This window comes from Nocardioides sp. NBC_00368, from assembly GCF_036090055.1.
In the GTDB taxonomy this organism is placed as follows: Bacteria; Actinomycetota; Actinomycetes; order Propionibacteriales; family Nocardioidaceae; genus Nocardioides.
In genome coordinates this window covers 152,177-175,191 of sequence record NZ_CP107970.1, presented here as the reverse complement: position 1 = coordinate 175,191, position 23,015 = coordinate 152,177, and the positions used below count along the sequence as shown (strand labels likewise).

Here is a 23,015-nt window from a genome sequence, read left to right as displayed (position 1 = left end):
CCTCACGACAGATGTTTCGCCGATGCGAACCATCTGTCCCCGACCGTGCGGCAGTCAGGAATGAGCCGTGAGCCAGTCGATCACGTCGGCGGTGATCGCATCGCGGTTGGTCTCGTTGAAGATCTCGTGGCGCGCCCCGGGGTAGAGCGTCACCGTCACATCCTTCAGTCCGGTCTCGCGATAGCGCTGCCCCAGCAGCTCGACCAGGGCGCCACCTCCGGCAAGCGGGTCGGCGTCGCCGGAGACGACGAGAATCGGCAGATCGGGGCGGATCCGACTGATGGCTGCCGGGTCCGCCAGACGCTCGGCACCGGCGAACAGCTGAGGCACGGCGGTGTCGGGCAGATCGAACCCGGACAACGGGTCTGCGACGTACGCATCGACCTCGGCCTCGTCGCGCGAGAGCCACTCGTACCCGGTCCGATGCTCGAACCCGGCGTTGAACGCCTCCAGCCCGACCGGGCCCTCGGCGCTCGAGAGTGCCCCAGCGAGTACGTCGAGGGTGGTCGAGCCCGACAGCACCACACCGTCGTACAGATCGGACCGGTCCAAGATCACCGTCTGCGCCGCGAAGGACCCCATCGAGTGCGCGACCAGGAACACCGGGATCCCGGGGAACTCCTCGCGCAGTGAAGCACCCATGGCCGCCACGTCGGCCACGAGCGCCTCAAACTCGAAGTGACCGAGCTGGTCAGCCGACGCGACGGACCCGCCGTGACCGCGGTGGTCGACCGCCCGCACGACGTACCCAGCCCCGACGAGAGCCCGAGCGAGCCGGTCGTAACGCTGGCCATGCTCGGCAATGCCGTGGGCGATCTGGACCACGCCCCGAGGAGCGGACAGCTCCGCTCCCCATGTCCGGGTTGCGAGCACTGTGTCGTCGGTCGGCGAGACGAATGTGGCTGTGGTGGGCATGGGTCCTCCTGGTGACGGGGTGTCCATGCTGCCACTCCTGCGGCGGTCCCGGCAGGTCATCCAGCCCAGCTGCGACGCTGCCGCTTCGGACCACCGACGCCATCCGGCCGTACGTCTGAGGTGCGACCTGATCGGCCTAGCCGACTGCTCGGGTTGCTGAGTTTCTGGGAGTTCTGGGCATCGCCATACGCAAGGAGATCTGGCGACGCATCATGACCTCTCCACGTCGACGACCGAGCTGAGATCACATGGGTGTCTCGATCACAACAGCGGAGCTCATGGATCGGCTGCCAGGTCCCACAGACTGGCGGCGAGACCCACTTGTCCGCGAACTACTCGATCTGCAGTGACACCGTCACGGTCGGGTAGTCAGCCATTCAGGCAGATCTCCAAGCTCCGGAACCCGGGCATGGCGTTGCTCGCCCCACGCGAACGACGTCTCACACACCCAATCCTCGACGCGCGAACCCAGTTCCCAGAGGGCTTGGACAAGCACGGACGGATCATGAAGATCCTCCGAACGCCCCAACCGCCACGCTGCACTCTCGTTCGTGAGCCGGTATTCGGCGTGCGCCCACACGTACTCGTGTCCATCGTCGGGATAGGTCCAATGCGGTTCCGTTGGGTCCCTTAACGAGCTCTCGAACTCCGTACCGATCACGACGTGCACCATGACGTCGGGGATCTCGTGCTCGACAAGCGCGCTGTGAATGAGCGGCCGAACGACCTGGTCACGAAGCTTGCTCACGAATGAGGTCCGGCTCATGGCATGCCTCCTTCGGACGGATGGACTCGGGACAGTCATCGTCACGTACGTCTTCCGGGAGGTGCTACTCGATTTGTCGGATCAGATGACATCCTTCGTCCATGGCCCAGATCTGCCGACGCTGCGGTAGAGCGGCGAAGTCGAGCGCGACGAACTTTGAAATCTTCGAGCAGATGCACTACGTCTGCTTTCACTACGAGTTCGAACACGGCGACGTTGACGTTGACGAAGAGTGCAGTGCGGGCGGCTGTCCGTCAGCCTCGATCGGCGGCGGACGGGAAGCCGTCGTCGGGACCGCGCGCGAACTCGCGATGGAATCAGCGTCCGGCACCCCCTGGCGTAACGCTGAGCTGCACGAGTACCTCGAAGCCTTCGCCGCGTGGCTGGACGATTCTGGCGGCATCTACGCAGAGAACGGCAACATGCGCGTTGTCGGCAATGGCTGGGAGGTTGTGCGACGCGGTCTCCGCGCCGCCACGCGGTACGAATGACCGCGGCCCAATAACTCCGTTGACTCCGGCCCAGCCGCCAGCAAGGGTTCCCGCCATGACCACCGTCGTGCTCATCAAGGTCACCGCGGAGCACCTGTGACCGCTCTGAGATTGCCCGCAGACGTCGCTCGCTTCATGCAGGATCTCGCGGTCGAACAGGTATGGCTGACGGTCCTCCAGCCCAGCGAAGCCGCGACGTACGACGACGTCGCCCGCATCGTCGGCATCGAGCCGCTCGGAAAAGCGTGGACCGAGATCAGCCGGGCAGAGGCGCGAACACTCCTCACCAGACTCCTCCATCGGAGTCTCGTCTATCAGGCGGAACTCATGCCCCTTCACCGCGCCAACTGGCTCGCGGGCGACTTCATCGATGCCTTTGGTCTGTACGGCGGACGCTTCGCCACGAACGGCGCCGACCATAGATGGACGCCGGCCACCGACTACATCATGGACCGCGGGCTGGTCGTCATGAGCGAGATCGGCTCCGGGATCTTTTGGGTCGCTGACGAAGACTGACACGGCCGCTGACCGCCGACGTGCGCTTCCGGTGCCACCTCGGCTGACCCTTGCTCACTGGCGAGGGGGCCTATCCCCAACACCGGGGACGTGAAGCACGAGATCGACACAAGCAAACAAGCCGCCGATGTTCTGGGTGCGTGACTTTCTTGGAGGAACCTGCGCCGAGCGCCGGCCAGGAGAGGCTGTACGCCGAGGACCTCGCCGACGACGGCTATGTCTGGGACCTCACTCGGGTGTGGGCACATCAGCCGGAGATGAAGGAGCAGCTCCAGCGACTGTTCGACGCCGCGGCCGATGCTGCAGGACTGACACCGCGCGACAAGGCTGTGATCGTGCTCGCCCAGGCGGCGGCTGTCGGTGATTCCTACTGTGCCGTCGCATGGGGCAAACGGCTGACCGACTGGGCCGACCCAAAGATCGCGATCGCCGCACTCACCGCCGACGACGAACCGTTCAGCGAACGCGAACAAGCGCTGTCCTCCTGGGCACGCACCGTGGCCCGCTCCCCCGGCACCAGCGCACCGCAAGACATCCAGCGTCTGCGCGACTCTGGGTTCAAGGAACCCCAGATAGTGGCCCTGACCATCTACGCGGGGTTGCGCACCGCCTTCTCGAGCATCAACAGCGCTCTCGGCGCCCGCCCGGACGCCGCCCTCGCGGACGCCCTCGATCCGGACGTACGCACCGCCATCACCTGGGGACGAGCGCCCGGACAATGACCATGATCACCCGCCCCACACCGCCCAGAAGGGACGCAAGACTCAGTTGTTTCGATAGCCGGGCAGAGGGAGTGTCGTCGGAGCTGTGAACGGTCACCTCCTACACCCATCGCAACTAGGTCACCTTGTCGGCGTTTGATGCCAGACTGGGGCCAGTCCCGACCTAGGAGGGCAAGTTGACGAGTTACGAGGGCTTTCGGCACGCGCTGACGTCGATTGAGGGAACCCAATGGCGCCTGTTCGAGCGGCTGGCAAACGTATTCCTTGCGGACGAGTTCCCCAGCCTCCGGCCCATGGCAGCGCCAGGCGGCGACGAAGGGATGGACGCGTGCCTCTTTCGCCCGGTGGATGACGACGACGTGGTTCTGCAATTTTCGCTCCGCAAGGACTGGGACCGGAAGGTTAAGGAGACCTGCCGGCGGCTGAAGGGCACGGCGCCGGACGTCTCCGTGCTCATTTACGCGACCAACCAAGCCATTGGCGCAGCAGCCAACGAGTTGAAGAAGGTCATCCGCAGGGACTACCGCATTTTCTTGGACATCAGGGACCAGGAGTGGTTCCTCACATCACGCAACCGGAGCGCCGCTGTGCAGGCAGAGGCGGAACAGTTCATGCAGCCCTTCGATGTGGGTGGGAGCGGAACACGGACCGCCCTCGAGCGTCAAGCGCAAGCACTGGATGATTTGGAGGCCAAAGCCGCATTCGTGTACCTCGGACTGCAATGGCAGGACGATACCCGAGACAAGGGTCTAACGAAGGTCTGCTTCGAGGCAGTGGTCCGAGCGGTGCTGCGAGAAACGGACCCCGAACACCGGATGACGAGGCACGACGTCAAGAGCCACGTCGCGAAACTGCTTCCAGGCCAGCACACGGCGACGCGCGACCAAGCCGTCGACGCAGCACTTAGGCGTCTGTCGAAGGTTTACATACGTCATCACCAAAAGATTGACGAATTCTGCTTGACCTGGGAGGAGCGCAAGCGACTGGCTGAGCGCCTTGCCGATGTTGAGACACTCGACGGCACATTGGATCGCGAAGTCCGAGCAATGGTCGTCCGCTTCGCCGAAGAGGATGGGGCAGAGCTCACCGATGAAGGAATTCAAGAGGCAGTCGCGCGCTCACGTTCGGTACTGGAACGGGTGCTCCTAGACAGGGGAGAGCTCTTCGCCGAGGCCGTCATCAAGGAGCGTCAGGACGTTATTGCTCGGTTCGAGGACGTGGAGGCGGTTGTCTACACCGACTTCGCTGTGAACCCCAGCAAGACACTCGTCGAGCCGCGAGTCGTCGCTGCGGTTGTCATCTCGCTCATGATTGATCCCCCAGAAGACGTCAGGGGCTACCTTCGCAGCCTGGCGGACACTTACACGCTCTTCGCCTTCATGCGCGAGACGCCCGATGTGCAGTCCGCCATCGTCAAAATCTTCTCGGAAGGTGACATTTGGCTGGACGCATCGGTGGTCCTTCCGTTGTTCGCGGAGGATCTGCTCGACTCTGCGTCACGCACACACGGACTGATGCTGCGCGCCGTTTGGGAGGCTGGCCTCCGTCTCTATGTCACGCCTGGCGTCGTCGAAGAGGTCGCGACTCACATCGCTAGGTCGCGCGGCTACTACGCCGCCCTGTCCCGGGGTGATGCATACGGCCCAGAGCCGTTCCTGCTTTCGGTCTTCAAATTGAGCGGCAGGAGCACGCAGGACTTCGAAAGCTGGTTGGAGACGTTTTGCGGTCGCGCGCGCCAGTTCGACGACATCGCCGACTACCTCGAAGAAGAGTTCAACATCCACGTTCAGTCACTTCAGGAGTTCGTCGATCGTGCAGCCGAGGACCTCGTCGCGCAGGTGGGCGAGATCTGGCACGAGGCGCGCGACCGCAAAGACGATCGACGTGAGAAGGCAGGTCTTCCTCGCATGGACGCCGGCACCCGTGCCCTGCTGGTCGGGCATGACGTCGAAAATTACGTGGGCGTGCAGATGCGACGGGAAGCACGCGGCGAGAGGCGGTCAGCGTTTGGGTTCAAGTCTTGGTGGCTAACGCTCGACGGCACGGCGTTCAGGGTCGCCGCTGAGCTTGCAGACCGGCTTGAACGACGGCCGCCGCCGAGCCCGGCTATCAGCCCTGACTTCATGCTGCACTACCTGGGTGTGGGCCCAGCGCGTGCTCGGCTCTCGCGGAAGACCGAGGAGACGCTGCCTCTGATGCTGAACATGCGGATTCTCGATGTGGTGCCGAAAGACTTGCTGGATCTGTCAGATGCGCTGCGCAAGGAACTTGTCGACCTTCCGCCCCGGGTCATCCGGAGGAAGATCCGCGACACTCTCGATGAGGCGCGTCTCCTCATGGGCGAGCGCGCCCAAGCGGGCGAGGAGGGTCTCACGGAAGATGTTAAGCGGCGCCTCATTGCAGAAGCGCGCAATCGCTGAGCGACCAACTCAACGCGTGGTGCCTCAGCCTGCTGCTTGTTGGGCCAGATCTAGGCTATCCACGCCACTGACCGCGGTGCGTCCCTTCGCCGCGAACGGGTCAGGCCGCTCTGGGCGAGAGAAACACGTGGGCCAAACGGTCGCGATCTCCTACCTTTGCAGGGTGATCGAGTACGGCAGAAGAACACGACGACTCCCCGCTCCACCGCGGGTCGTCTGGGCCGACTTGGCCCACCCCAAGCGCGAAGGCACCCGCTCCTGGCTCGCGCTCCTGCCCGATGAGGTCGAGCCCGAAGTCTTCGACACGGATCCACCGAAGCACCTCATCTGGTCCTCACTCTGGCCGAGTCGACCCGACGACCACGTCGTGTTCGAGCTCGCAGATCATCACGGCGAGTCGGCGCTGACATTCATCCTTCTCAGTGCCGGCGACCCGCCCGATGACAGCAAGACCGGGCACATCCGCAAGAGAATGAGCCAGCTGCTGTTCGCCGATCTGCGCTACTCGTACGGCCAATGAACCCCGGCGGCCCTCCGGCGCGTCACTCCGCCGCCTATGACACAGGTGATGTGGAAGGATCCCGGTCCATGATTCGGGCGGTGGTGTTCGATGTCGGCGAGTGCCTGGTTGACGAGACCCGCGAGTACGGGACCTGGGCGGACTGGCTGGGGGTGCCACGGCATACGTTCTCGGCGGTGTTTGGAGCGGTGATCGCCCGCGGGATGGACTATCGCGAGGCGTTCCAGGTGTTCCAGCCGGGGTTCGATCTGACCGAGGAGCGGAGGAAGCGGGAAGCGGCCGGGCAGGCGGAGCGGTTTGGGGAGGATGATGTCTATCCCGACGTACGTCCTGCTTTGAAAGCGCTGCGCGAGGACGGACTGTGGTTGGGGTTGGCGGGGAACCAGACGGTGAGCGCGGGGCGGATCCTGCGGGAGCTGGACTTTCCGGTGGACATGGTCGCGACCTCCGATGACTGGGGTGTGAGCAAGCCGGATCTGGGGTTCTTCGAACATGTCATCGAGGCGGCTCCGTACGCGGCGGAGGAGATCCTTTACGTCGGGGACCGGCTCGACAACGACATCCGGCCGGCCGCTAAGTCCGGGATGGCGACGGCGCTGATCCGCCGGGGTCCGTGGGGCGTGATCCAGGAGCACGACCCGGCGGCAGACGAGATCGCGACGCTCCGGATCTCCTCACTCACCGAGCTTCCCAAGTGGATCGCGGCCATCAACGAGAGTGGACCGCACGGCCGCTAAGTTGATCACCATGGCCGAGCGCAGCGCGACCCAGTGGATCATCCATGACGAGAAGATCGTCGACGACAAGCTGAGGATGGTGCTCAGTCGGGCGAGCGTGGAGCTTCCTGACGGGACGCACTTTGATCAGTGGGTGATGCGGATTCCCGCAGCCGTGCTGGTGCTCATGGTCGATGACTCCGAGCGCGTGCTGATGATGTGGCGGCATCGGTTCATCCATGACCGATGGGTGTGGGAACTGCCGGGCGGATATCTCGATGACGGCGAAGAATTGCACGTCGCCGCTCTGCGTGAGGCAGAGGAGGAGACCGGATGGAGACCACGCACCATCGAGAAGTTCCTCGAGTTCCAGCCGTTGGTCGGGACCGTGGACCAGCCGAACATCATCTACCTCGCGCGAGGAGCCACAGACACCGGCGCGGCTCCTGACCTCAACGAGACCGACACGGTCCGCTGGATCCCGCTGGACGAGATCGAGGGATTGATCGCCGGCGGCAAGATCATCGGGGCTGGCTCGGTCGCGCCGCTGTACAAGCTGCTCCTGGCTCGCACTGAAGGCAAGCTTCAGCTGCCCTGACTAGGCAGTGACTCCGAGCCTGGATGCGAGCGCGCGTGACTCACGCTCATTGAGCCGACCGCCATGCGTCACTAGCTCGGACGCCAGCGACCGCGCCAATGGGTGGCTACGCATTGACTCCTCGCTGATGCCGGTGCCGGTGCGGAGCGCACCGAGACTGCCGATCCAGTCTCGCTGTTGGGCGTAGGCCCGGGACAGTTCGAGCCATAGCCGGGCCCGCCTATCCATCGAAGGCACCGCGTCAGGGTCGATAGCGTTCGCTACGTCGAGCGCTCCCCCAGACCTGACTTGGCTCACCGGTCGGGGATGGGCGGGACGAGATGTCGCTGACCTGCGGGTATGGATGACGCTTAGTACGTTTTCACGCACTAAGCGGGCGCGGTCTAGGGTCGCGGGGTGGCGTTCATTCGGCGGGTGAGGACCGGGTCGGGTGCCACCGCGGTCCAGATCGCTGAATACGCCGGCGGGCGTCAGCGGATCGTGAAGCACCTTGGTTCGGCGCACACTGATGCCGAGCTCGGGCTCCTGCTTGAACAGGCACGCAGCCTGCTGGCCGATCCCGGACAGGACGCTCTCGACCTGGATGTCGCGCCCACGCCGCGGGTCGCGGAACTCGTGTCCGAACCGGTTGCACAGGGCGTCCTCGACCCGGTTCCACGGCCGGTGAGGGCGCGGCGTGATGAACCCGGTCGGGTCGTGAGCACTGACTCCCGACTCCTGCACGAGACCCTCGCGACGGTCTTCGACAGTTTGGGGTTCAACATCCTCGACGATCCGGTCTTCCGCGACCTGGTGATCGCCCGGATCGTAGAGCCGACCTCACTGCTTGACACCGGGCGCGTGTTGAAGGACCTGGGCCGAACCCCAGCCAGCTACGCGACGATGAAGCGCACCCTGAGCCGCGCACACGCCAAGACCAAGCCCGCGACGACGGGCGGCGCGAAGAAGGGCAGCAGCTACCGCGACCAGATCGCGACCGCCTGCTTCGCTCACGCCGCCACCCGCGGCGACATCAGCCTGATCCTCTACGACGTCACCACTCTTTACTTCGAGGCAGAGAAGGAAGACGAACTGCGCAAGGTCGGCTACTCCAAGGAACGCCGCGTCGACCCCCAGATCGTCGTGGGCCTGCTGGTCGACCGACGCGGGTTCCCGCTCGAGATCGGCTGCTTCGAGGGCAACAAGGCCGAGACGCTCACGCTGATCCCGATCGTGAAGCAGTTCCAGACCCGGCACGGGCTGGCTGACATCGTGATCGTCGCCGACGCCGGGATGCTGGCAGCCACGAATCTGCGCGACCTGGACGAGGCTGACCTGCGGTTCATCGTGGGATCGCGAGTGACCAAGGCACCCAACGATCTGGAGTCCCACTTCCGCTGGCACGGCGACGCCTTCACCGACGCCCAAGTCATCGACACCATCACCCCACGCACCGGGCACAAGATCGAGAACGACCCGAAGCAGAAGGCCGAACCGGTCTGGGACCCCGAGCACCATCCCGGCTCGTGGCGAGCGGTGTGGGCCTACTCGACCAAGCGCGCAGTGCGCGACAACCGGACGCTGACCCTGCAGGAGAACAAGGCCAAAGCCGTCGTCGCGGGCGAGAAGGCCGCCCGCACGCCCCGGTTCGTCAAGACCCGCAACGGCGCTGCCGAGCTTGACGAGGCATCGCTGGCCCGAGCCCGGCGACTGGTCGGGCTGAAGGGCTACGTCACCAACATCCCCGCCACGGTGATGCCCGCCGGCGAGGTCATCGCCAGCTACCACGCCCTATGGCAGGTCGAGCAGTCCTTCCGGATGTCCAAGACCGACCTCCGCGCCCGGCCGATGTTCCACCACACCCGCGACGCGATCGAGGCCCACCTCACCATCGTGTTCACCGCGCTCGCGGTCAGCCGCGAGGTCCAAGCCCGGACCGGGCTCGCCATCCGCAACGTCGTTCGCCAACTACGGCCACTGCGGTCCGCGACCATCGCGATCAACGGCACCCAGCAGACCTTCGCCCCCATCATCCCCGAACCACAGCAAGCCATCCTCGACGCGCTCGAGCACGCCTAACCTCACGCACTAACCACTTGAGCCAACTCAGGCCAGACTTGCGTAGGTCGACCTGCACTGACACGGCGCTGATGTCGGTGTTTGCCACACCGAACAGAGTCCACGGGTGAGCGGAGCCCCCAGGCATCGCGCGCGCCATTGTCATTGCCTGGTCGATCCCGCGGAGCGCGTCACCCTCCCGACCGATACGGGCGGCTGTGATCGCCCCGTGCAACTGGCAGGCACCCCACATTGCTTGGGCGTCCTCGTTGTCGTCCAGGTGTGGCTCAAGCAGTGCCACGGCATCCGACGCGAGCCTGTAGGCATCTTCCTCGCGGCCTGTCGAGCGCCAGACATTGCCGAGCACCCACGACGCCGACGCGAGCGTTACGGGGTCATCAGCGATCTCGGCGGCAGCCATGCAACGGTCAGCGGCAAGCCAAAGCAATGGCGCATCAGCAACCCATGCCAGAACCTGCTCGGCCAATGCGTAGGCACCGGAGAGTGCGGCGGCAGCGTCTCGGCGCTCTTGTCCCTCTAGGGTCCGCAACGCACGTCGTCCATCAGTGATCAGCTCGGGGAGCATTGCCCCCGCGTCAGCGCGGGGAGTCTTCGAGGTGTGCCAAAGCTTCCATGCGCGCTCGACGCGCGCGACAAGTTCATCGGGGTCGATGGGTGAAGGGAGAGGACGAAGATCCACGCCTTCGATGGCCTCACGAATGGCAGGCACGACGGGATGTCCGGCACGGCGGGAGACGCCAACCAGCAACTGGTGCTCGCCTGTGATCTCAGTCAAGTCGCGTACGCCGAGGGCCTGTCCGATCTTGAGCAGCATCTCAAGGCCAGGAGGATGCTGGAGCCGGCCCTTCTCAACATCGCGGAGCCAGTCCTCAGATCGACCGACGAGACCAGCGATGACCGCCCGGGTGCGCCCGGTGCGGGTGCGGATGTTCTGGATGCGCCCGCCAATGACGCGTGCGGCGAGTTCGTCGGGGTTCTGCGGATTCGGCATGGGCCTTGCCTTCATCACGAGATTGGGACCGCTTCCAGGATAGGGCGCGGCGGTGGCGTCTCACCACCAATGTGACCAGGGGGAATCCCCCCACCTGAGGCGGTGGGTTGCCCCCACCTGCGCGTGCCCCGCACGTCCAACAGGCTTGTTTCACCCCGGGGCGCTGCCGGTTGGGATTGCCTCCTTCAAACCATTGGTGGGCCTGCGGCGTTCCGGGTGCCAGCACTTTGTCTACGAGACAGGACTACCGGGATGGACCAGGACCCGACTACATGCGGCACATGCGGATTGCGCTGGCCAAGAGAGGAGAAGCATCCGCCGTGCCTGAGGTTGCCTCCCGAGGAGCGCAGGAAGCTTGCGGCATTGGGTTCCTACAGACCCGTCAATGAGGCCGCAGACAGTCACGCAAGCGGTGCGGGGACCGTCTCCCCGGAGCAGAACCTTCGAAAGGTACGCGCATGACCGCACTCCCCGAGTTCGAGTTCCGCACTTCAACCGCGTGCTCCTATGACAACAGCGACCCTCGGTGCGTGGAGGTCGCGACCAACCGGCCGGGCACGGTGGCTGTCCGCAGCTCCATCACCGGCAAGACTGTCGAGTTCACGACGGCCGAGTGGACAGACTTCCTGACCGGTGCCAAGGTGGGGGAATTCGACGTCGAGCCGTAGGGAGTTGCGCTATGGACCAGTGCCCGCAGTGCAGCGGCAACGTTGAGGTAGACCCAGAGCACCCTGGCGTGCTGCGTTGTATGTCCTGCTGGCGGTCCTGGTTCTCACCTAAAGCGCGTACGTGCCCTGGTCACCGACCCATCCTGAACGCGGGCCTGCGCAGTCTGGCAGGTGCCAGAGACCTACGCCGCAATTGACTCAATTGCAGCCGCGTCGGACACCCTCAGGGGTGTCCGATGGCGTTGCCAGGGCGACGTACTGCGGGAGGCAGTCCACAGGTGCCGACGTCGCCGCTTGCGAAAAGACTCAGTCGGTGATGTCGCCGGAATAGCCGTACGTCGTGTCGTGCCAGGTGCCGTTGGCTGCACTGGTGGCGTGGAACTCGGACCACGTGATGTTGGCGTTGGTGATGGGCGAGAAGTACATGGCGGGCGATGGCCGCGGGCCGGTGCAGGTGCCGTCGGACTGGCACTGCCAGTCGAAGTCGGCGACGTGGCCGCTGAGCGGATACTGCGGGTTGAACTCGCCGGTCAGCCGGAGGATCCGCAGGCCGTAGAAGGTGCCGGTGAGGCCTTCGCTGATCGTTCCGGTGCCGCCGGGGCTGACGCCCGCGAAGCTGGTCCAGGTGCCGTTGTACTCGATGCGGAAGCAGTAGTGCTTCTGACCGATCTTCCACACCTGGACATGCTGGAGGTAGGAGTCGAGGGCCCAGACATGGCCGTCGCTGGCGAAGTCCGCGACGTTCGTGTTGCCGATGGTCACGTCGTACAGCGTCGGTCTGTTCGTCGGGCACGAGTCCAGGTCGGTGGGAACCGCAGCGGCATGGGGACTGCCGGCGACCAGCAGGCCGACGCAGAGAGTCAGCGCTACGAGAATCCGGCGCACAGCGCCGGTCCCTCCTCCTACCTTCGACATCTTCATGACGCCTCCTGGCGAGCTGCTGCCGAAGACTCTGGATGCCGAGATCGGCCGGTCAGCTACTTCGAAGTATGCGCCTGGCTGCCCATGATGCGGATCATCGTTCCGGGGGAAAGATTCGCCCGGATCCGCCGCGGCGTCTTGTGTCCTTGAGTCCGCTGGTCACGCTGGACTCTCCGAAAGCCCTGCCAGCAGGTGCTCAGTCGACTCCCAGAGCTCGTCTTGTGTCGATGTGTCGGTGGCCGGGTCGGCGGGAGTGAGCTCGCGCCGACTCTTCTCCGTCACGTACAGCCCGGTTCGACCGTCGTAGCGCGCCGCGGTGGCGAGGTCGACGATGAGGCCAGCGCCGCGTGCGGGGTCCCCGATGCGCAGGGTTCGGAGCACGCGCTCGAGGCCGGCGGCGAACGGAAGCTCTCGGCCGAGACCGGTGACGTTGAAGCCCGGATCCACGCAGTTGGCGGTCACGGTCGTGTCGGCGAGGCGACGGGCGAGGGCCAAGGTGAACATGATGTCGAGGAGCTTGCTCTGCCCGTAGCGCTCCGAAGATCCTCGGGCCGTGAACGGGCTGGTGTCCGTCAGGACCTCCGGGATGCGAAAGTCTCCGTGCCTGCGTGATGCTTCGGAGGCGACGTTCACCACGCGGCCGGCAGGTGACCGCAGGAGTGACGGCAGGAGCTCGCGAGTCAGTACGAACGGCGCGAGGTAATTGACGGCCACCATCTCCGGGAGCCCGTCGACGGTCAACCGTGTCTCGAAGGCGTGCAGGCCCGCGTTGTTGATCAGTACGTCGATGCGGTCGTGTCGTGATCGGATCTCCTCCCCCGCCCTGCGCACGTCGCCGGGTCGCGCGAGGTCGGCCGGGACTACCTCGGCCTCGACGGGCACCGACTCGCGCAACGACGAGATCGTCTGCTCGGCCCTCTGCGCGCTCCGCGCCACCAGGATCAAGCGAGCACCCTCGGCAGCGAGCGACGCCGCGGCCAGAGCTCCGAGGCCGCTCGTGGCCCCGGTGACGACGATCGTCGACGCTGTCGCCGTCATGCGGCACCGCCGGCGGAGACGTACTCGAAACGCTTGTCGAACATGACGCACCTCCTCGGCCTCGCGACCGATATAGTGGGAATATACCCATCACTATACGCACTAGTGGACATATACCCACTACTTAGGAGACTGCGTGAATCCCGCCACCCAGCAGCTCGGCCTCGAGATCAACGCGCTCCTCGGTGCATCGCGGGCACTCACCGAGCGCTCCGCCGCCGCGTTCCACGAGGACCTGCGACCGGCGGCCTTCCACATCGCCCGTTGGCTCTATGCCTATGGGCCGGCCAAGCCGAGCGACGTGGCCGAGGCGGTGGCGATGGACCGCAGCTCCACCAGCGCGCTTCTCAAACGGATGGCGTCCCTCGACCTGACGCAGAGCAGCCGCACGCCGGAGGACGGGCGCTCCATGCTCGTCTCGTTGACGCCGACCGGACGCGCTCAGGTCGAGCGCGCGCTTGCTCTGCGCCAGGGCGAACTGGAGCAGCGCGTCGAGGGTTGGTCCCCGTCGGATCTGGACGCGCTCGTGTCGCTCCTCGGCCGGTTCAACCACCCACAGCATCCGTCGGACGACTCGAACAGCTGATGCCCCGAGTCACTAGTCGCGCGGCGACCTAGCAAGCCGCGTGAGGGTGCGGTCCAGGTCGTCGAGGGCTTCGGGCCAGGTGGTCTCGCTCGGTGGCTCGCTGTGGGCGAAGGTGCCGGCGAGCTCGAGGGTGATGTAGCCGTGGATGAGGCTGGACATCAGGCGGACGGCGTACGTCTCGTTGGTCTCGGCGATGCCATAGCTGCGGACCACGGCGAGGGCGAGGTCGGCGTTGCGGCGGCCGGCGGCGATTGCGGCGTCGACGGAGGGTGGGGCCGACTCGGCGCCCGGGGCGGGTGGGATGCGTTGGCGGGTGGTGGCGTCGTAGCGGCCGGGTGAGCGGCGGGCGAAGTCGCGGATGGCATTGGCGTAGGCGATGAGGAGGTCGCGGGACTCCCCCGCAGACATGGCAGCGCTCGTGGCGTCGGCGAGCTCGTCGAGGACGTACGCGGCGACGGCGGTGCGGAGGTCGGTGGCTCCGGTGATGTGGGAGTAGAGGGTCGGCGACCTGACGCCGAGGTGGCGGGCGAGGACCGAGATCGTGACGGCGTCGAAGCCGAGCTCGTCGGCGAGGTCGGCGGCGGCCGCGATCACGGCGGTCCGGTTCAGGCCTGGACGACCCATCAACACCCTCCGAATAGCGAGTTGCCTAACAGTTGTAGGAAATCCTAGCCTGATGAGCATGAAGCCGCTGACCGAGACCGACGTACGTGCATCGTTCGTCAACCTCACCAAGGGTGCGACCAAGCGCCTCAATCTCCCCGCTGACCTGGCCGAACGGCCATGGGACGACCTCGACTACCTCGGCTGGCAGGACCCGAAGGCGCCGCAGAACCACTATCTCGTCACCGAGCACGACGGCAGGCTCTGCGGCGTGGCCCTCCGGGCTTCACGCGAGACGCGGGGGCCGCGGAAGACGATGTGTGCGCTGTGCACGACGGTCGGTGACGTCGCGCTGCTGGTCGCCTCGCGCGCCGGTCGCTCCGGGCAGGACGGCAACTCGGTCGGCACCTACATCTGCGCCGACCTCGACTGCTCCCTCAAGGCGCGCAACAAGCGCGGGCTCGACTCTCCGGTCATCCACGAGACCCTCAGCGTCGAGCAGAAGGTCGACCGGCTGCTCCGAAACCTCGACTCGTTTGTCGCGAGGGTGCTCCGGACTGCTTGACAACCGCGTGTACACAGATTCGATCAGCGGCTCCCCCGCCGACGCACTGCTCGCGGGTCGGGACGCTGATTCCGTGCCGTAACCCACGAGCACCGATCGAGCCGCCTCTCTTCCCCGATTCCACTCGGGCCAGCGTTCAGATCCGCCTTGCACCAGTGTCTGTCCGCAACTGATTACGGACGGAACCAACAACTACCTAAAGCCCAAGTACCCGCTTGGCTTCTTTCGGGGTCGCCCTCAATAGGGTTGCGACCTCAGCCTCGATCGGAATCCCCCCGGCGTCGAGTCTCGACATACCGGCTGACTGGGCGACCTGAAGGACAGAAGCCAGCGTCCGATCTGGCCCCTTACCCCAAACGTTGGACAACCGCGTAGCCACGTCTTGCTCAACGTAGCCACGCAGAACATCTATGAGGTAACGACCTGGCGAGATGGTGTCGAGCACCGCCGCGTCAACATTCTCGACGAACCTCTGAGCCGCCCGAACCAGAGCAGTGGTCTCTTTGAAACTCGGAACTTTACGGTCTGTCGACCGTTTAAGACTCTCGACGGTGCGCTCAACGTCCAAGCCCTGGTAATCCTTGTGAATTTCCTCAGCAGACTTGGAAAGCCTGTTCCGAGTAGCCTGCGGCACCTGGTTTGAGGCGCCCTCGTGCACAACACGATTTCGCCAAACGATGGCGATATGAACAAGGTCTCTCTCTGGGCCGCATCTGGCCCCAAAAATCTCCGCCGTTGCATCCAACTTCGGGATCAATCCATCAGCTGATTCAGCCCGTTCCCAGGCGTCGTGATCGAACTCGAGACCTGGTGTCGACTTCAACGATGAACGGTAGGCACTGAGGGCGTCCACCAGCCACGTCAACATTGCCTTATGGGCAAATTCACGGCTTCGTCGGGCGGAGGCGACCGGGTCCTTTGGATTCCAGGAGGTCGAGAATTCGGGGCTGAGGGTCGCCTCGCCGGAGGCAACAGCATCCAGGCCCACCTGAATCGTGACAAGGAAGTGATTGTTACTACCCGTTTGCGTCTTGAATCTCCTGCGGGCAGGAGTCAACGAGATTCCAAGGGGTAGACGATCCACGTGCACCCGGCCCGACTCGAACGGGCACCTCCCGCTTTGAGAGGCGCCGAGGGCGCGTATGAAGGCGGGCGTCTTATCCGAGCTGACCTCGAATGCGCACTAAGGGTAACCGACATGCGCCTGTGGATCGCAGCAATTTAGCCAGCAAGACACGCAGGGCCACGCAGACGCGGGATGCCAACCTTTCGGGCCACGGGCGGCTCGATCGGCGTCCTCACAGGGTCTGGCGGCTGAGTCTCGCGACAATCCGGGGATCGACTGCGTGCCGACGACGATCACCTCAGGGTGGCCGATGATCTGACACGTCGTACGGATCGCATGCTCGAGCTGATCGCGACGCACTAGCTGACCCCGGCCATTCCCTCGAGGATCTGGTCGCGACCGCACTCGTTGAGCAGGCCGCCCATGGGCGCGCGCATCCACGAGCGGCGTTCCGAGCGCGTTAGGCCGGGCATGACGGGGCGACGTACGACGTCGAGACGCCAGCCCATGCACGACAGCAGGCGGTCGAACTGATCGTCACTCGGGTCGACCTTTCCGGAGAGAAACTGGCAAGTGCTCGGGTCTACCGGGTTCGCGACTGACGCGCTGTCTGATAGGCGGGCGCTCGTAGGCGGCGGTGCCATGCGTAGATCTCGAGCCCGGGCGGTGTCGAGCGGGTCGGGTCGAAGGAGAGCATCAGGTCGCGGTCGGACTCCACGGTCAGCTCGAGCGTCGCGAACGACGTCCAGTCCGTCCCGGGCCGTGCCCACACCAGCTGCCACGTGGCCTCGCCGACGAGCTGCGCTCCGAGCCATACCGGACCGGTGGGCGTGCGGTACGGGAGCAGCGTGCTGAAGAAGCCGTCGGGCAGATGGGTCCTGGGAGCCAGCAGGAAACGGGTCCATCGACCGTGACCGGTGGTGGCGAGCAGGAGGTCGGCGTGTTCGCCAGGCGAGGTGGGAACGCGCAGGGCGAGCCCGTTGACGTCGGGCACCGGCTCCGGCAGGCCCACCGCGCGGGAGAGTCGTACCACCACCTCGTCCGCCCCGCCTTCATCGAGGAACGCTGCGCCCGTGGTGGCTCCCGGGTGCCGCCGCAGCACGGCCAGGTGCACCGTGCCGTGCGGGTGCAGGGGCTTGTCGGCGGGTCGCAGGTGGGCGAGTACGCCGACAGCGGTCTGCAGCAAGCGGCCGCCCGCTCGCGCCATCGGGCCTGTGACGGTGGGATTCACGCGGTTGCCTTTCCCCATCGAAAGCGGTCGTGCAGGAGGGCGGCACGGGCCGCGTTGCTGCCGGCTGCGCCGTGCACGCCTCCGCCGGGGTGGGCGGAGGCGGACCCGAGGAACAGTCCGGTGATGCCGGTCTCTGCCCGCCCCAGGCCCGGGACCGGTCGAAAGACCAGCTGTTGGTGGAGCTGGGACGTGCCGCCGCCGATCGCCCCGCCGATGAGGTTGGCGTCGAGAGCTTCGAACTCATGGGGCCCGAGGACGCGTCGTGCGGCGACGGCGCTGCCGAAGCCGGGCGCCAGGCGCTCGATGCGCGCCTGCATGCGGTCGGCGAAACGCTCGCACTCCTCCTCGTCCCATCGCCCGCGCAGCCCGTCAGGCCCCGCATCACGCCGCACCGTCTGCGGCACGTGCGTGTACGCCCACACCGACTCCGTACCGGCCGGCGAGCGGCCCGGGTCGGTGGTGGTCATCTGACCCGCCAGGAGGAACGGAGCATCGGGGATGACGCCGGTATACACCTGAGACAACGACTGGCTCATCTGCTCCACCGAGTCGGCGACGTGGAAGGTGCCCGGCGCGTACGCGGGTTCGGTGAGCCATGGGATGGGCTTGTTCAGGGCCCAGTCGACCTTGACCGTGCCCGGGTCCAGCTGGAAGTTCGCCATGCCGGCGGCGACGCGTCGCGGCACGTCTGCGGGGTCGAGCAGCCGGTCGTACAGATGGGGTGCCGCGACGGCGGCGATCACGGCCCGGCCGACCTTGATCCGGTCGCCCTCACGGGTACGGACCTCGGTGACGCGGCCGTCCTCGACGCCGAGGCGGGTGACCTCGGCACCGCAGCGTACGTCGCCACCACGATCTCGGAAGCGGCGCTCCAGCGCGGCGGCGAGCATGCCGGCACCGCCCTCCGGTACGGGGAAGCCGACGGTCTGGCCCAGCATGGCGAGCAGGAGCCCCATCATGCCGGAGCCGGGCGAGTCCAACGGGATGTCGGCATGCCCGGCGTTGCCGGCCAGGAGCAGACGCGCACCTTCGCCACCGAAGCGGTTGCGGGCGAGGTCTCCGGCCGGGGTGAGCAGCGTACGCACGGCCGCCAGGCCTCCTGCACGACGAAGGGCGTTGAGCAGCTGAGCCCCCGGCCGCAGGGGTGGGAACGGGGTCAGCAGGGCGTGCACGAGGGGTTCGCCGATGTGGTCCCAGAGACCGCAGAGCTCCAGCCACGCGTCGCCGTCGCCGGCATGCTGGGCATCGAGCAGCTCTGCGGTGACGTGTCGGTCGCGGTGCAGCAGCGCCCAACTGCCGTCCTGCATGGGGTGCCCCAGGACTGCGGGTGCATGCGTCCACCGCAGCCCGTAGTCGTCCAGGCCGAGACCGCGGATCGTGGGTGAGGCGGCCGCGAGCGGATAGAACGCGCTGAAGGTGTCATGGACGAAGCCCGGCTGGACGTCCTCGGAGCTGCGGACCGCTCCACCTGTGGTGGGCTGAGCCTCGAGCACCAGCACCGACCAGCCCTTGTCGACGAGCAGGTTGGCCGCGACCAGGCCGTTGGGTCCGGACCCGACGACGACCGCGTCGTAGGACGCATCACTCATGGGCGGCGTTCGACGATGAAGGCCAAGCGCCGGAGAGCCTCCACGTTTCGCCACTTGAGAAGCGGATCCTGCACAGGCCTTGGGATCAGAGCGCCCGGGCCGGCGACGGCCTGCTCTCGAATCGAGATCTCGGTGTCCTCGCCTGCCGGCTCCACCGTGATCTCGACATGCGCGGCGCCTACGGGCCAACCGCGCGCACGGAGCAACAGCCTGCTCCCGGGATCGCACTCGAGCACCTCGGTGCTGTCGTCGAGCAGCAGCGGCCAGACGCCGACCGAGTGGTGCAGCTGAGAGCCGACGTTCGGCCAGTCCTTGTCGGCATCACGCAGTCGAGACGCGCCGACCACCCAGAGCGGGTAGAGCCAACCGTCCGAAAGGACCTCCCACACGTGCTCGGGTGAGGCGTGGACCAGCCTGTGATTTGTGCTCATGGAGACGTCCTCGGCGGCTCGGGGTCACTGGACCTAGCGGTACCCCTCCCCCGGCGCGTTATGCGGACGGCCAGGTTGCGTACGACTCCCAGGGCGGCGTTCCCGCGGCCGCCGCGCATGGCGTTCTCGCCTCTCATGCTGGTCAGGACGTTGCCCGGATGTGGGTCCACCGGGCGGGTCAGGTCGGTGAGCAGGAAGCCGAGGATCGGCGCGACCACCCGGTCGTGGAGGAGAGGCACCGCATGCCCCAGCCGTATCACCTCGCCGGCCATGCTCAGCTGTGGCCGGCCACGGCCGCGGTCGGCGCGGCGCAGGATCTGTCGGGCTGTCCGTTGGGGGCTCGAGACCGGAGGCGGAGGCCGGCCCTCATGACCGATGACACTCGCGGCATGGCGATAGATCGGGGTGTCCACGCCCGCGGGCGCGACGTACACGATCGCGACGTCAGGTCGGTCGCGGTTCTCCAGGCGCAGCTGATAGGCCAGCGCGCGTACGCCCCACTTGCTGATGACGTAGGGGCTCATCGAGGGCGCCGTGATGTGGCCGAGCGCTGAACCGACCAGGACCAGCGTTCCGCTGCCCTGGCTGCGCAGCACCGGCACCACATGACGCGCCACGTTGACCGACCCGAGGAGGTTGGTACGCAGCACCCCCTCGAAGAGATCGGACGGCAAAGACTCCGTGCGACCCATCGCGACCACTCCCGCGCAGTGGATGACCGTGTCGAGCCGCCCGTGCCGGTCGAGCACCGCCCCGACACAGTCCCGCACCGCATCGTCGTCTCCCACATCGAGCGGCAGCACCATGGTCGATGCGGCACCCAGCCGCACACACTCACGAGCAGCGGCGTCCAGCGACTCACGACCCCGGGCGACCAGCACGAGGTGGTCGCCGCGGGTCGCGGCCAGGCGCGCGACAGCCAGACCGATCCCGCTGGACGCTCCGGTGACAAGGGTGATCGCCATACTCCGACGTGGTACCCGTGGACGACGACTTCATGCGACGATGCTCTGCGGCTCAACAGTGCATCGCTGGGTCATGCAGCCTGGTCAGAGCACCTCGAGCCACGCCGCGGCACGTTCCGTTGCTGCCCGATCCTTGACCGGCACTGTGCCCAGTCGCTCAGCAATGAGCTTCCGATCGACCATGCCCGCACGAATGAGTGCCGCCACGAAGTTCTGGTCCTTCTCACGGAACGCACAGAGCTTGGCGACGCAGAGGTCCTCCTTGTCGAGACACCAGCCCGTGAAGACGGGCTCCCCTCCGGGCGCAGCAGTGTTCGCGTTCCGCACCTTCACGAGTCGATCGCGCCAGCCGTCCGGCAGCACAGATGTGCTCAGGTCGACACCGTCGATGCTGAACCCGTGCAGTTCTTCGAACGGCGAGAACTCTCCAGCGATGCCCTCGATGACGTCGGCGAGGCGGGCGGTCTCGTCGTTGTCGTCAGCGATGGGCAGGATGTCGACCTCGATCGACATCGTCGCATCGGGCGGCAACTGAGTCTCGTCGAACGATCCGAGGATGGACTGCGAGCCGACGACGATCACCTCAGGGTGGCCGATGATCTGGCATGCCGTACGGATGGCGTGCTCGAGCTGATCGCGACGCATCAGCTGGCCTCGGCCAGTTGCTCGAGGACCTGAACGCGGTCACGCTCGCTGAGCAGGCCGCCCATGGGCGAGACTTCGCGCATCTCGATGGAGTCGCGGTCGAGGCCGGTCATGACACGCTGCAGGCCGCGTACGTCCTCGTTGTCGATGAGCAAGGTCCAGCGCTCGAGGTTCCGCTCGTGCGGTTGTCCGTTGACGTTGTGACGGAGGTGGTCGAGGCGGCGCTCGATCCTCGGCCTCCACTCACGCAGCGTCGTCGGGGTCAGGTCGCCTGACAGGCGGCGATGAAGCATCCACGAGCGGCGCTCGGAGCGGGTCAGGTCGGGCGTGACGGGGCGGCGTACGACCTCGAGACGCCGGCCCATGCAGGACAGCAATCGGTCGAGCTGTTCGTCGCTCAGGTCGACCTTCCCGGAGAGGAACTGGCTGATGCTCGGCTGATGGACACCGCTGGTGCGAGACAGCGTCGACTGGGTGGTGCCCGTCTCGAGCATCACCTCGCGCAGGATCTCACCACGTGACGACATGACCCAAGTATAGCAAGCGGTACTATGAGCGGCCCCGGCTCAGCACTCGATGACGTTGACCGCGAGACCCCCGCGAGAGGTCTCCTTGTATTTCACCTTCATGTCCGCCCCGGTCTCGCGCATCGTCTTCAGCGCCTTGTCGAGACTGACCTTGTGGGAGCCGTCGCCGTTGAGGGCGAGGCGCGCGGCGTTGATCGCCTTCACGCTGGCGATGGCGTTGCGCTCGATGCACGGGATCTGCACCAGCCCGCCGACCGGGTCGCAGGTGAGACCGAGGTTGTGCTCGATCCCGACCTCGGCGGCGTTCTCGACCTGCTCCGGGGTCCCGCCGAGCACCTCGCACAGCGCGCCGGCCGCCATCGCGCAGGCCGAGCCGACCTCGCCCTGGCAGCCGACCTCGGCGCCGGAGATCGAGGCGTTCGTCTTGCACAGGATCCCGATCGCGGCCGCGGTGAGCAGGAACCGGACGATGCCGTCCTCGATCGCGGCCTCGTCCAGCCCGGCCTCGGGCGTCACGAAACGTACCCAGTAGTGCAGGACGGCGGGCACGATGCCGGCCGCGCCGTTGGTGGGAGCGGTGACGACCCGGCCGCCCGAGGCGTTCTCCTCGTTGACCGCCAGGGCGAACAGGTTGACCCAGTCCATCACCCGGAAGGGGTCCGTGGCCCCGGCCCCGGAGGCCAGGTCGCGGTAGAGCAGCGGCGCCCGGCGCGGGACCCGCAGACCACCAGGAAGTACGCCGTCGGTGACCGGGTCACGGTCACAGCCGGCCTGCACGCAGGCCGCCATCACCTGCCAGATCTCGAGAAGGCCCGCGCGGACCTCGTCCTGTGTACGCCAGGTCAGCTCGTTGGCGCGCATGAGGTCGGAGACCCGGAACCCCTCGCGCTCGCAGATGTCGAGCAGCTCGGCACCGGTGGCGAACGGGAAGCGTACGGGCGAGCGGTCGGCGACCACCCGCGCGGCGCCCGAGGCGTGCTCGTCGACCACGAAGCCGCCGCCGACGGAGTAGTAGGTCCGCTCGCGCAGCACCTCCCCCGTAGCGGCGTACGCGGTGAACACCATGCCGTTGGGATGGCCCGGCAGGCTGGCACGGCGGTGCATGACCAGGTCGGTGCCGCCGTCGAAGCGGATCGGACCATGACCGCCGAGCGACAGCTCCCCGGACTCGCGGATGGCCGCCACCCGTCCGGACGACGCGCGCGTGTCCACCGTGGCCGGTTCCTCGCCCTCGAGGCCGAGCAGCACCGCGCCCTCCGAGCCGTGGCCGTGCCCGGTCGCGCCGAGCGAACCGAAGAGCTCGGCCTTCACCCGCGCCACCTCGCCCAGCCTTCCGTCAGCGACGAGACCGTCGACGAAGGTCTTGGCGGCGCGCATCGGGCCGACGGTGTGCGAGGACGACGGGCCGATCCCGATCGAGTAGAGGTCGAAGGCGCTCAGTGCCGTCGCCACGGCCGCGGAGCCGGC

Annotated in this window: 26 protein-coding genes and 1 tRNA gene; 11 read left to right on the top strand and 16 right to left on the bottom strand. The window is 66.4% G+C overall.

All coding sequences use genetic code 11. From position 1 onward, the window contains the following. Positions 1-54: 54 nt before the first annotated feature. Both OG984_RS00795 and OG984_RS00790 read right to left on the bottom strand, forming a co-directional pair. Positions 55-915: an alpha/beta hydrolase gene (locus tag OG984_RS00795; protein ID WP_328529778.1), complete on the bottom strand. Its 861-nt coding sequence runs from the start codon at positions 913-915 to the stop codon at positions 55-57. A 355-nt stretch (positions 916-1,270) separates the two neighbouring features. After that, positions 1,271-1,681, bottom strand: a complete 411-nt coding sequence (locus OG984_RS00790) for a hypothetical protein (protein ID WP_328529777.1) — start codon at positions 1,679-1,681, stop codon at positions 1,271-1,273. A 101-nt stretch (positions 1,682-1,782) separates the two neighbouring features. Between OG984_RS00790 and OG984_RS00785 the strand changes: the two genes are divergently transcribed. The 8 genes from OG984_RS00785 to OG984_RS00750 all read left to right on the top strand — a co-directional run bounded on the left by OG984_RS00785 (position 1,783) and on the right by OG984_RS00750 (position 9,722). Then, positions 1,783-2,172: a DUF7660 family protein gene (locus tag OG984_RS00785; protein WP_328529776.1), complete on the top strand. Its 390-nt coding sequence runs from the start codon at positions 1,783-1,785 to the stop codon at positions 2,170-2,172. 135 nt (positions 2,173-2,307) lie between these two features. Then, positions 2,308-2,688 carry a hypothetical protein gene (locus OG984_RS00780; RefSeq protein ID WP_328529775.1) on the top strand — a complete coding sequence of 127 codons (381 nt, stop codon included), beginning with the start codon at positions 2,308-2,310 and terminating at the stop codon, positions 2,686-2,688. Between the two features lie 140 nt (positions 2,689-2,828). Continuing rightward, positions 2,829-3,410: a carboxymuconolactone decarboxylase family protein gene (locus tag OG984_RS00775; RefSeq protein ID WP_328529774.1), complete on the top strand. Its 582-nt coding sequence runs from the start codon at positions 2,829-2,831 to the stop codon at positions 3,408-3,410. Between the two features lie 176 nt (positions 3,411-3,586). Beyond that, positions 3,587-5,830, top strand: a complete 2,244-nt coding sequence (locus OG984_RS00770; RefSeq protein ID WP_328529773.1) for a hypothetical protein — start codon at positions 3,587-3,589, stop codon at positions 5,828-5,830. 163 nt (positions 5,831-5,993) lie between these two features. Beyond that, positions 5,994-6,350, top strand: a complete 357-nt coding sequence (locus OG984_RS00765; RefSeq protein ID WP_328529772.1) for a hypothetical protein — start codon at positions 5,994-5,996, stop codon at positions 6,348-6,350. Next, positions 6,347-7,087, top strand: a complete 741-nt coding sequence (locus tag OG984_RS00760) for an HAD family hydrolase (RefSeq protein ID WP_328529771.1) — start codon at positions 6,347-6,349, stop codon at positions 7,085-7,087. The genes OG984_RS00765 and OG984_RS00760 overlap by 4 nt, the downstream gene beginning before the upstream one ends. Then, positions 7,068-7,664, top strand: coding sequence for an NUDIX hydrolase (locus tag OG984_RS00755; RefSeq protein ID WP_328529770.1), 597 nt, complete (start codon positions 7,068-7,070; stop codon positions 7,662-7,664). Before OG984_RS00760 ends, OG984_RS00755 begins: the two co-directional genes overlap by 20 nt. Before the next feature lie 396 nt (positions 7,665-8,060). Then, positions 8,061-9,722: an IS1634 family transposase gene (locus OG984_RS00750; RefSeq protein ID WP_328527560.1), complete on the top strand. Its 1,662-nt coding sequence runs from the start codon at positions 8,061-8,063 to the stop codon at positions 9,720-9,722. Here OG984_RS00750 and OG984_RS00745 read toward each other — a convergent pair. Next, positions 9,673-10,713, bottom strand: a complete 1,041-nt coding sequence (locus tag OG984_RS00745) for a helix-turn-helix domain-containing protein (protein WP_328529769.1) — start codon at positions 10,711-10,713, stop codon at positions 9,673-9,675. The genes OG984_RS00750 and OG984_RS00745 overlap by 50 nt on opposite strands. Before the next feature lie 458 nt (positions 10,714-11,171). On the opposite strand from OG984_RS00745, the gene OG984_RS00740 reads away from it, so the two are divergent. Further along, positions 11,172-11,381, top strand: coding sequence for a DUF397 domain-containing protein (locus OG984_RS00740; RefSeq protein WP_328529768.1), 210 nt, complete (start codon positions 11,172-11,174; stop codon positions 11,379-11,381). A gap of 306 nt (positions 11,382-11,687) precedes the next feature. Here the strand turns inward: OG984_RS00740 and OG984_RS00735 are convergent, their stop codons facing one another. After that, the gene (locus OG984_RS00735; protein WP_328529767.1) at positions 11,688-12,302 is read right to left on the bottom strand and encodes a hypothetical protein; all 615 of its coding nucleotides are present in this window, start codon (positions 12,300-12,302) and stop codon (positions 11,688-11,690) included. Between the two features lie 159 nt (positions 12,303-12,461). Beyond that, positions 12,462-13,340, bottom strand: a complete 879-nt coding sequence (locus tag OG984_RS00730; RefSeq protein ID WP_328529766.1) for an SDR family NAD(P)-dependent oxidoreductase — start codon at positions 13,338-13,340, stop codon at positions 12,462-12,464. 136 nt (positions 13,341-13,476) lie between these two features. On the opposite strand from OG984_RS00730, the gene OG984_RS00725 reads away from it, so the two are divergent. Then, the gene (locus tag OG984_RS00725; protein ID WP_328529765.1) at positions 13,477-13,926 is read left to right on the top strand and encodes a MarR family winged helix-turn-helix transcriptional regulator; all 450 of its coding nucleotides are present in this window, start codon (positions 13,477-13,479) and stop codon (positions 13,924-13,926) included. Positions 13,927-13,938: 12 nt separating this feature from the next. Here OG984_RS00725 and OG984_RS00720 read toward each other — a convergent pair whose 3' ends face one another. Next, positions 13,939-14,550 (bottom strand): TetR/AcrR family transcriptional regulator, encoded by a 612-nt coding sequence (locus OG984_RS00720; protein WP_328529764.1) that lies wholly within the window; start codon positions 14,548-14,550, stop codon positions 13,939-13,941. A gap of 58 nt (positions 14,551-14,608) precedes the next feature. Between OG984_RS00720 and OG984_RS00715 the strand changes: the two genes are divergently transcribed. After that, positions 14,609-15,094, top strand: a complete 486-nt coding sequence (locus OG984_RS00715) for an FBP domain-containing protein (protein WP_328529763.1) — start codon at positions 14,609-14,611, stop codon at positions 15,092-15,094. A 196-nt stretch (positions 15,095-15,290) separates the two neighbouring features. Here OG984_RS00715 and OG984_RS00710 read toward each other — a convergent pair whose 3' ends face one another. The 10 genes from OG984_RS00710 to OG984_RS00665 form a co-directional block, all read right to left on the bottom strand. Beyond that, complete coding sequence (locus OG984_RS00710; RefSeq protein ID WP_328529762.1) at positions 15,291-15,917, bottom strand: hypothetical protein; 627 nt, start codon at positions 15,915-15,917, stop codon at positions 15,291-15,293. 262 nt (positions 15,918-16,179) lie between these two features. Further along, a tRNA-OTHER gene (locus tag OG984_RS00705) sits at positions 16,180-16,274 on the bottom strand. 245 nt (positions 16,275-16,519) lie between these two features. Beyond that, entirely contained in the window at positions 16,520-16,669 is a 150-nt protein-coding gene (locus OG984_RS00700; RefSeq protein ID WP_328529761.1) for a hypothetical protein, read from the bottom strand. 74 nt (positions 16,670-16,743) lie between these two features. Beyond that, positions 16,744-17,391 (bottom strand): hypothetical protein, encoded by a 648-nt coding sequence (locus OG984_RS00695; protein WP_328529760.1) that lies wholly within the window; start codon positions 17,389-17,391, stop codon positions 16,744-16,746. Continuing rightward, positions 17,388-18,980, bottom strand: a complete 1,593-nt coding sequence (locus OG984_RS00690; protein WP_328529759.1) for a phytoene desaturase family protein — start codon at positions 18,978-18,980, stop codon at positions 17,388-17,390. Before OG984_RS00690 ends, OG984_RS00695 begins: the two co-directional genes overlap by 4 nt. After that, positions 18,977-19,411 carry an SRPBCC family protein gene (locus tag OG984_RS00685; protein ID WP_196873494.1) on the bottom strand — a complete coding sequence of 145 codons (435 nt, stop codon included), beginning with the start codon at positions 19,409-19,411 and terminating at the stop codon, positions 18,977-18,979. Before OG984_RS00685 ends, OG984_RS00690 begins: the two co-directional genes overlap by 4 nt. Continuing rightward, positions 19,408-20,376 carry an SDR family NAD(P)-dependent oxidoreductase gene (locus OG984_RS00680; RefSeq protein WP_328529758.1) on the bottom strand — a complete coding sequence of 323 codons (969 nt, stop codon included), beginning with the start codon at positions 20,374-20,376 and terminating at the stop codon, positions 19,408-19,410. The genes OG984_RS00685 and OG984_RS00680 overlap by 4 nt, the downstream gene beginning before the upstream one ends. 84 nt (positions 20,377-20,460) lie before the next feature. After that, positions 20,461-21,021: a DUF6036 family nucleotidyltransferase gene (locus OG984_RS00675; RefSeq protein WP_328529757.1), complete on the bottom strand. Its 561-nt coding sequence runs from the start codon at positions 21,019-21,021 to the stop codon at positions 20,461-20,463. Then, positions 21,021-21,548 (bottom strand): helix-turn-helix domain-containing protein, encoded by a 528-nt coding sequence (locus OG984_RS00670; RefSeq protein WP_328529756.1) that lies wholly within the window; start codon positions 21,546-21,548, stop codon positions 21,021-21,023. The genes OG984_RS00675 and OG984_RS00670 overlap by 1 nt, the downstream gene beginning before the upstream one ends. A gap of 39 nt (positions 21,549-21,587) precedes the next feature. Then, positions 21,588-23,000 carry an L-serine ammonia-lyase gene (locus OG984_RS00665; RefSeq protein WP_328532304.1) on the bottom strand — a complete coding sequence of 471 codons (1,413 nt, stop codon included), beginning with the start codon at positions 22,998-23,000 and terminating at the stop codon, positions 21,588-21,590. Between the last annotated feature and the right edge of the window lie 15 nt (positions 23,001-23,015).

Coding starts and splice junctions, on each gene's coding strand:
- OG984_RS00735 (WP_328529767.1), bottom strand. CDS start 12,302: ATGAAGATGTCGAAGGTAGGAGGAGGGACCGGCGCTGTGCGCCGGATT.
- OG984_RS00740 (WP_328529768.1), top strand. CDS start 11,172: ATGACCGCACTCCCCGAGTTCGAGTTCCGCACTTCAACCGCGTGCTCC.
- OG984_RS00780 (WP_328529775.1), top strand. CDS start 2,308: ATGCAGGATCTCGCGGTCGAACAGGTATGGCTGACGGTCCTCCAGCCC.
- OG984_RS00745 (WP_328529769.1), bottom strand. CDS start 10,713: ATGCCGAATCCGCAGAACCCCGACGAACTCGCCGCACGCGTCATTGGC.
- OG984_RS00690 (WP_328529759.1), bottom strand. CDS start 18,980: ATGAGTGATGCGTCCTACGACGCGGTCGTCGTCGGGTCCGGACCCAAC.
- OG984_RS00685 (WP_196873494.1), bottom strand. CDS start 19,411: ATGAGCACAAATCACAGGCTGGTCCACGCCTCACCCGAGCACGTGTGG.
- OG984_RS00720 (WP_328529764.1), bottom strand. CDS start 14,550: ATGGGTCGTCCAGGCCTGAACCGGACCGCCGTGATCGCGGCCGCCGCC.
- OG984_RS00700 (WP_328529761.1), bottom strand. CDS start 16,669: ATGGGCTGGCGTCTCGACGTCGTACGTCGCCCCGTCATGCCCGGCCTA.
- OG984_RS00790 (WP_328529777.1), bottom strand. CDS start 1,681: ATGAGCCGGACCTCATTCGTGAGCAAGCTTCGTGACCAGGTCGTTCGG.
- OG984_RS00760 (WP_328529771.1), top strand. CDS start 6,347: ATGAACCCCGGCGGCCCTCCGGCGCGTCACTCCGCCGCCTATGACACA.
- OG984_RS00715 (WP_328529763.1), top strand. CDS start 14,609: ATGAAGCCGCTGACCGAGACCGACGTACGTGCATCGTTCGTCAACCTC.
- OG984_RS00795 (WP_328529778.1), bottom strand. CDS start 915: ATGCCCACCACAGCCACATTCGTCTCGCCGACCGACGACACAGTGCTC.
- OG984_RS00680 (WP_328529758.1), bottom strand. CDS start 20,376: ATGGCGATCACCCTTGTCACCGGAGCGTCCAGCGGGATCGGTCTGGCT.
- OG984_RS00670 (WP_328529756.1), bottom strand. CDS start 21,548: ATGTCGTCACGTGGTGAGATCCTGCGCGAGGTGATGCTCGAGACGGGC.
- OG984_RS00675 (WP_328529757.1), bottom strand. CDS start 21,021: ATGCGTCGCGATCAGCTCGAGCACGCCATCCGTACGGCATGCCAGATC.
- OG984_RS00730 (WP_328529766.1), bottom strand. CDS start 13,340: ATGACGGCGACAGCGTCGACGATCGTCGTCACCGGGGCCACGAGCGGC.
- OG984_RS00785 (WP_328529776.1), top strand. CDS start 1,783: ATGGCCCAGATCTGCCGACGCTGCGGTAGAGCGGCGAAGTCGAGCGCG.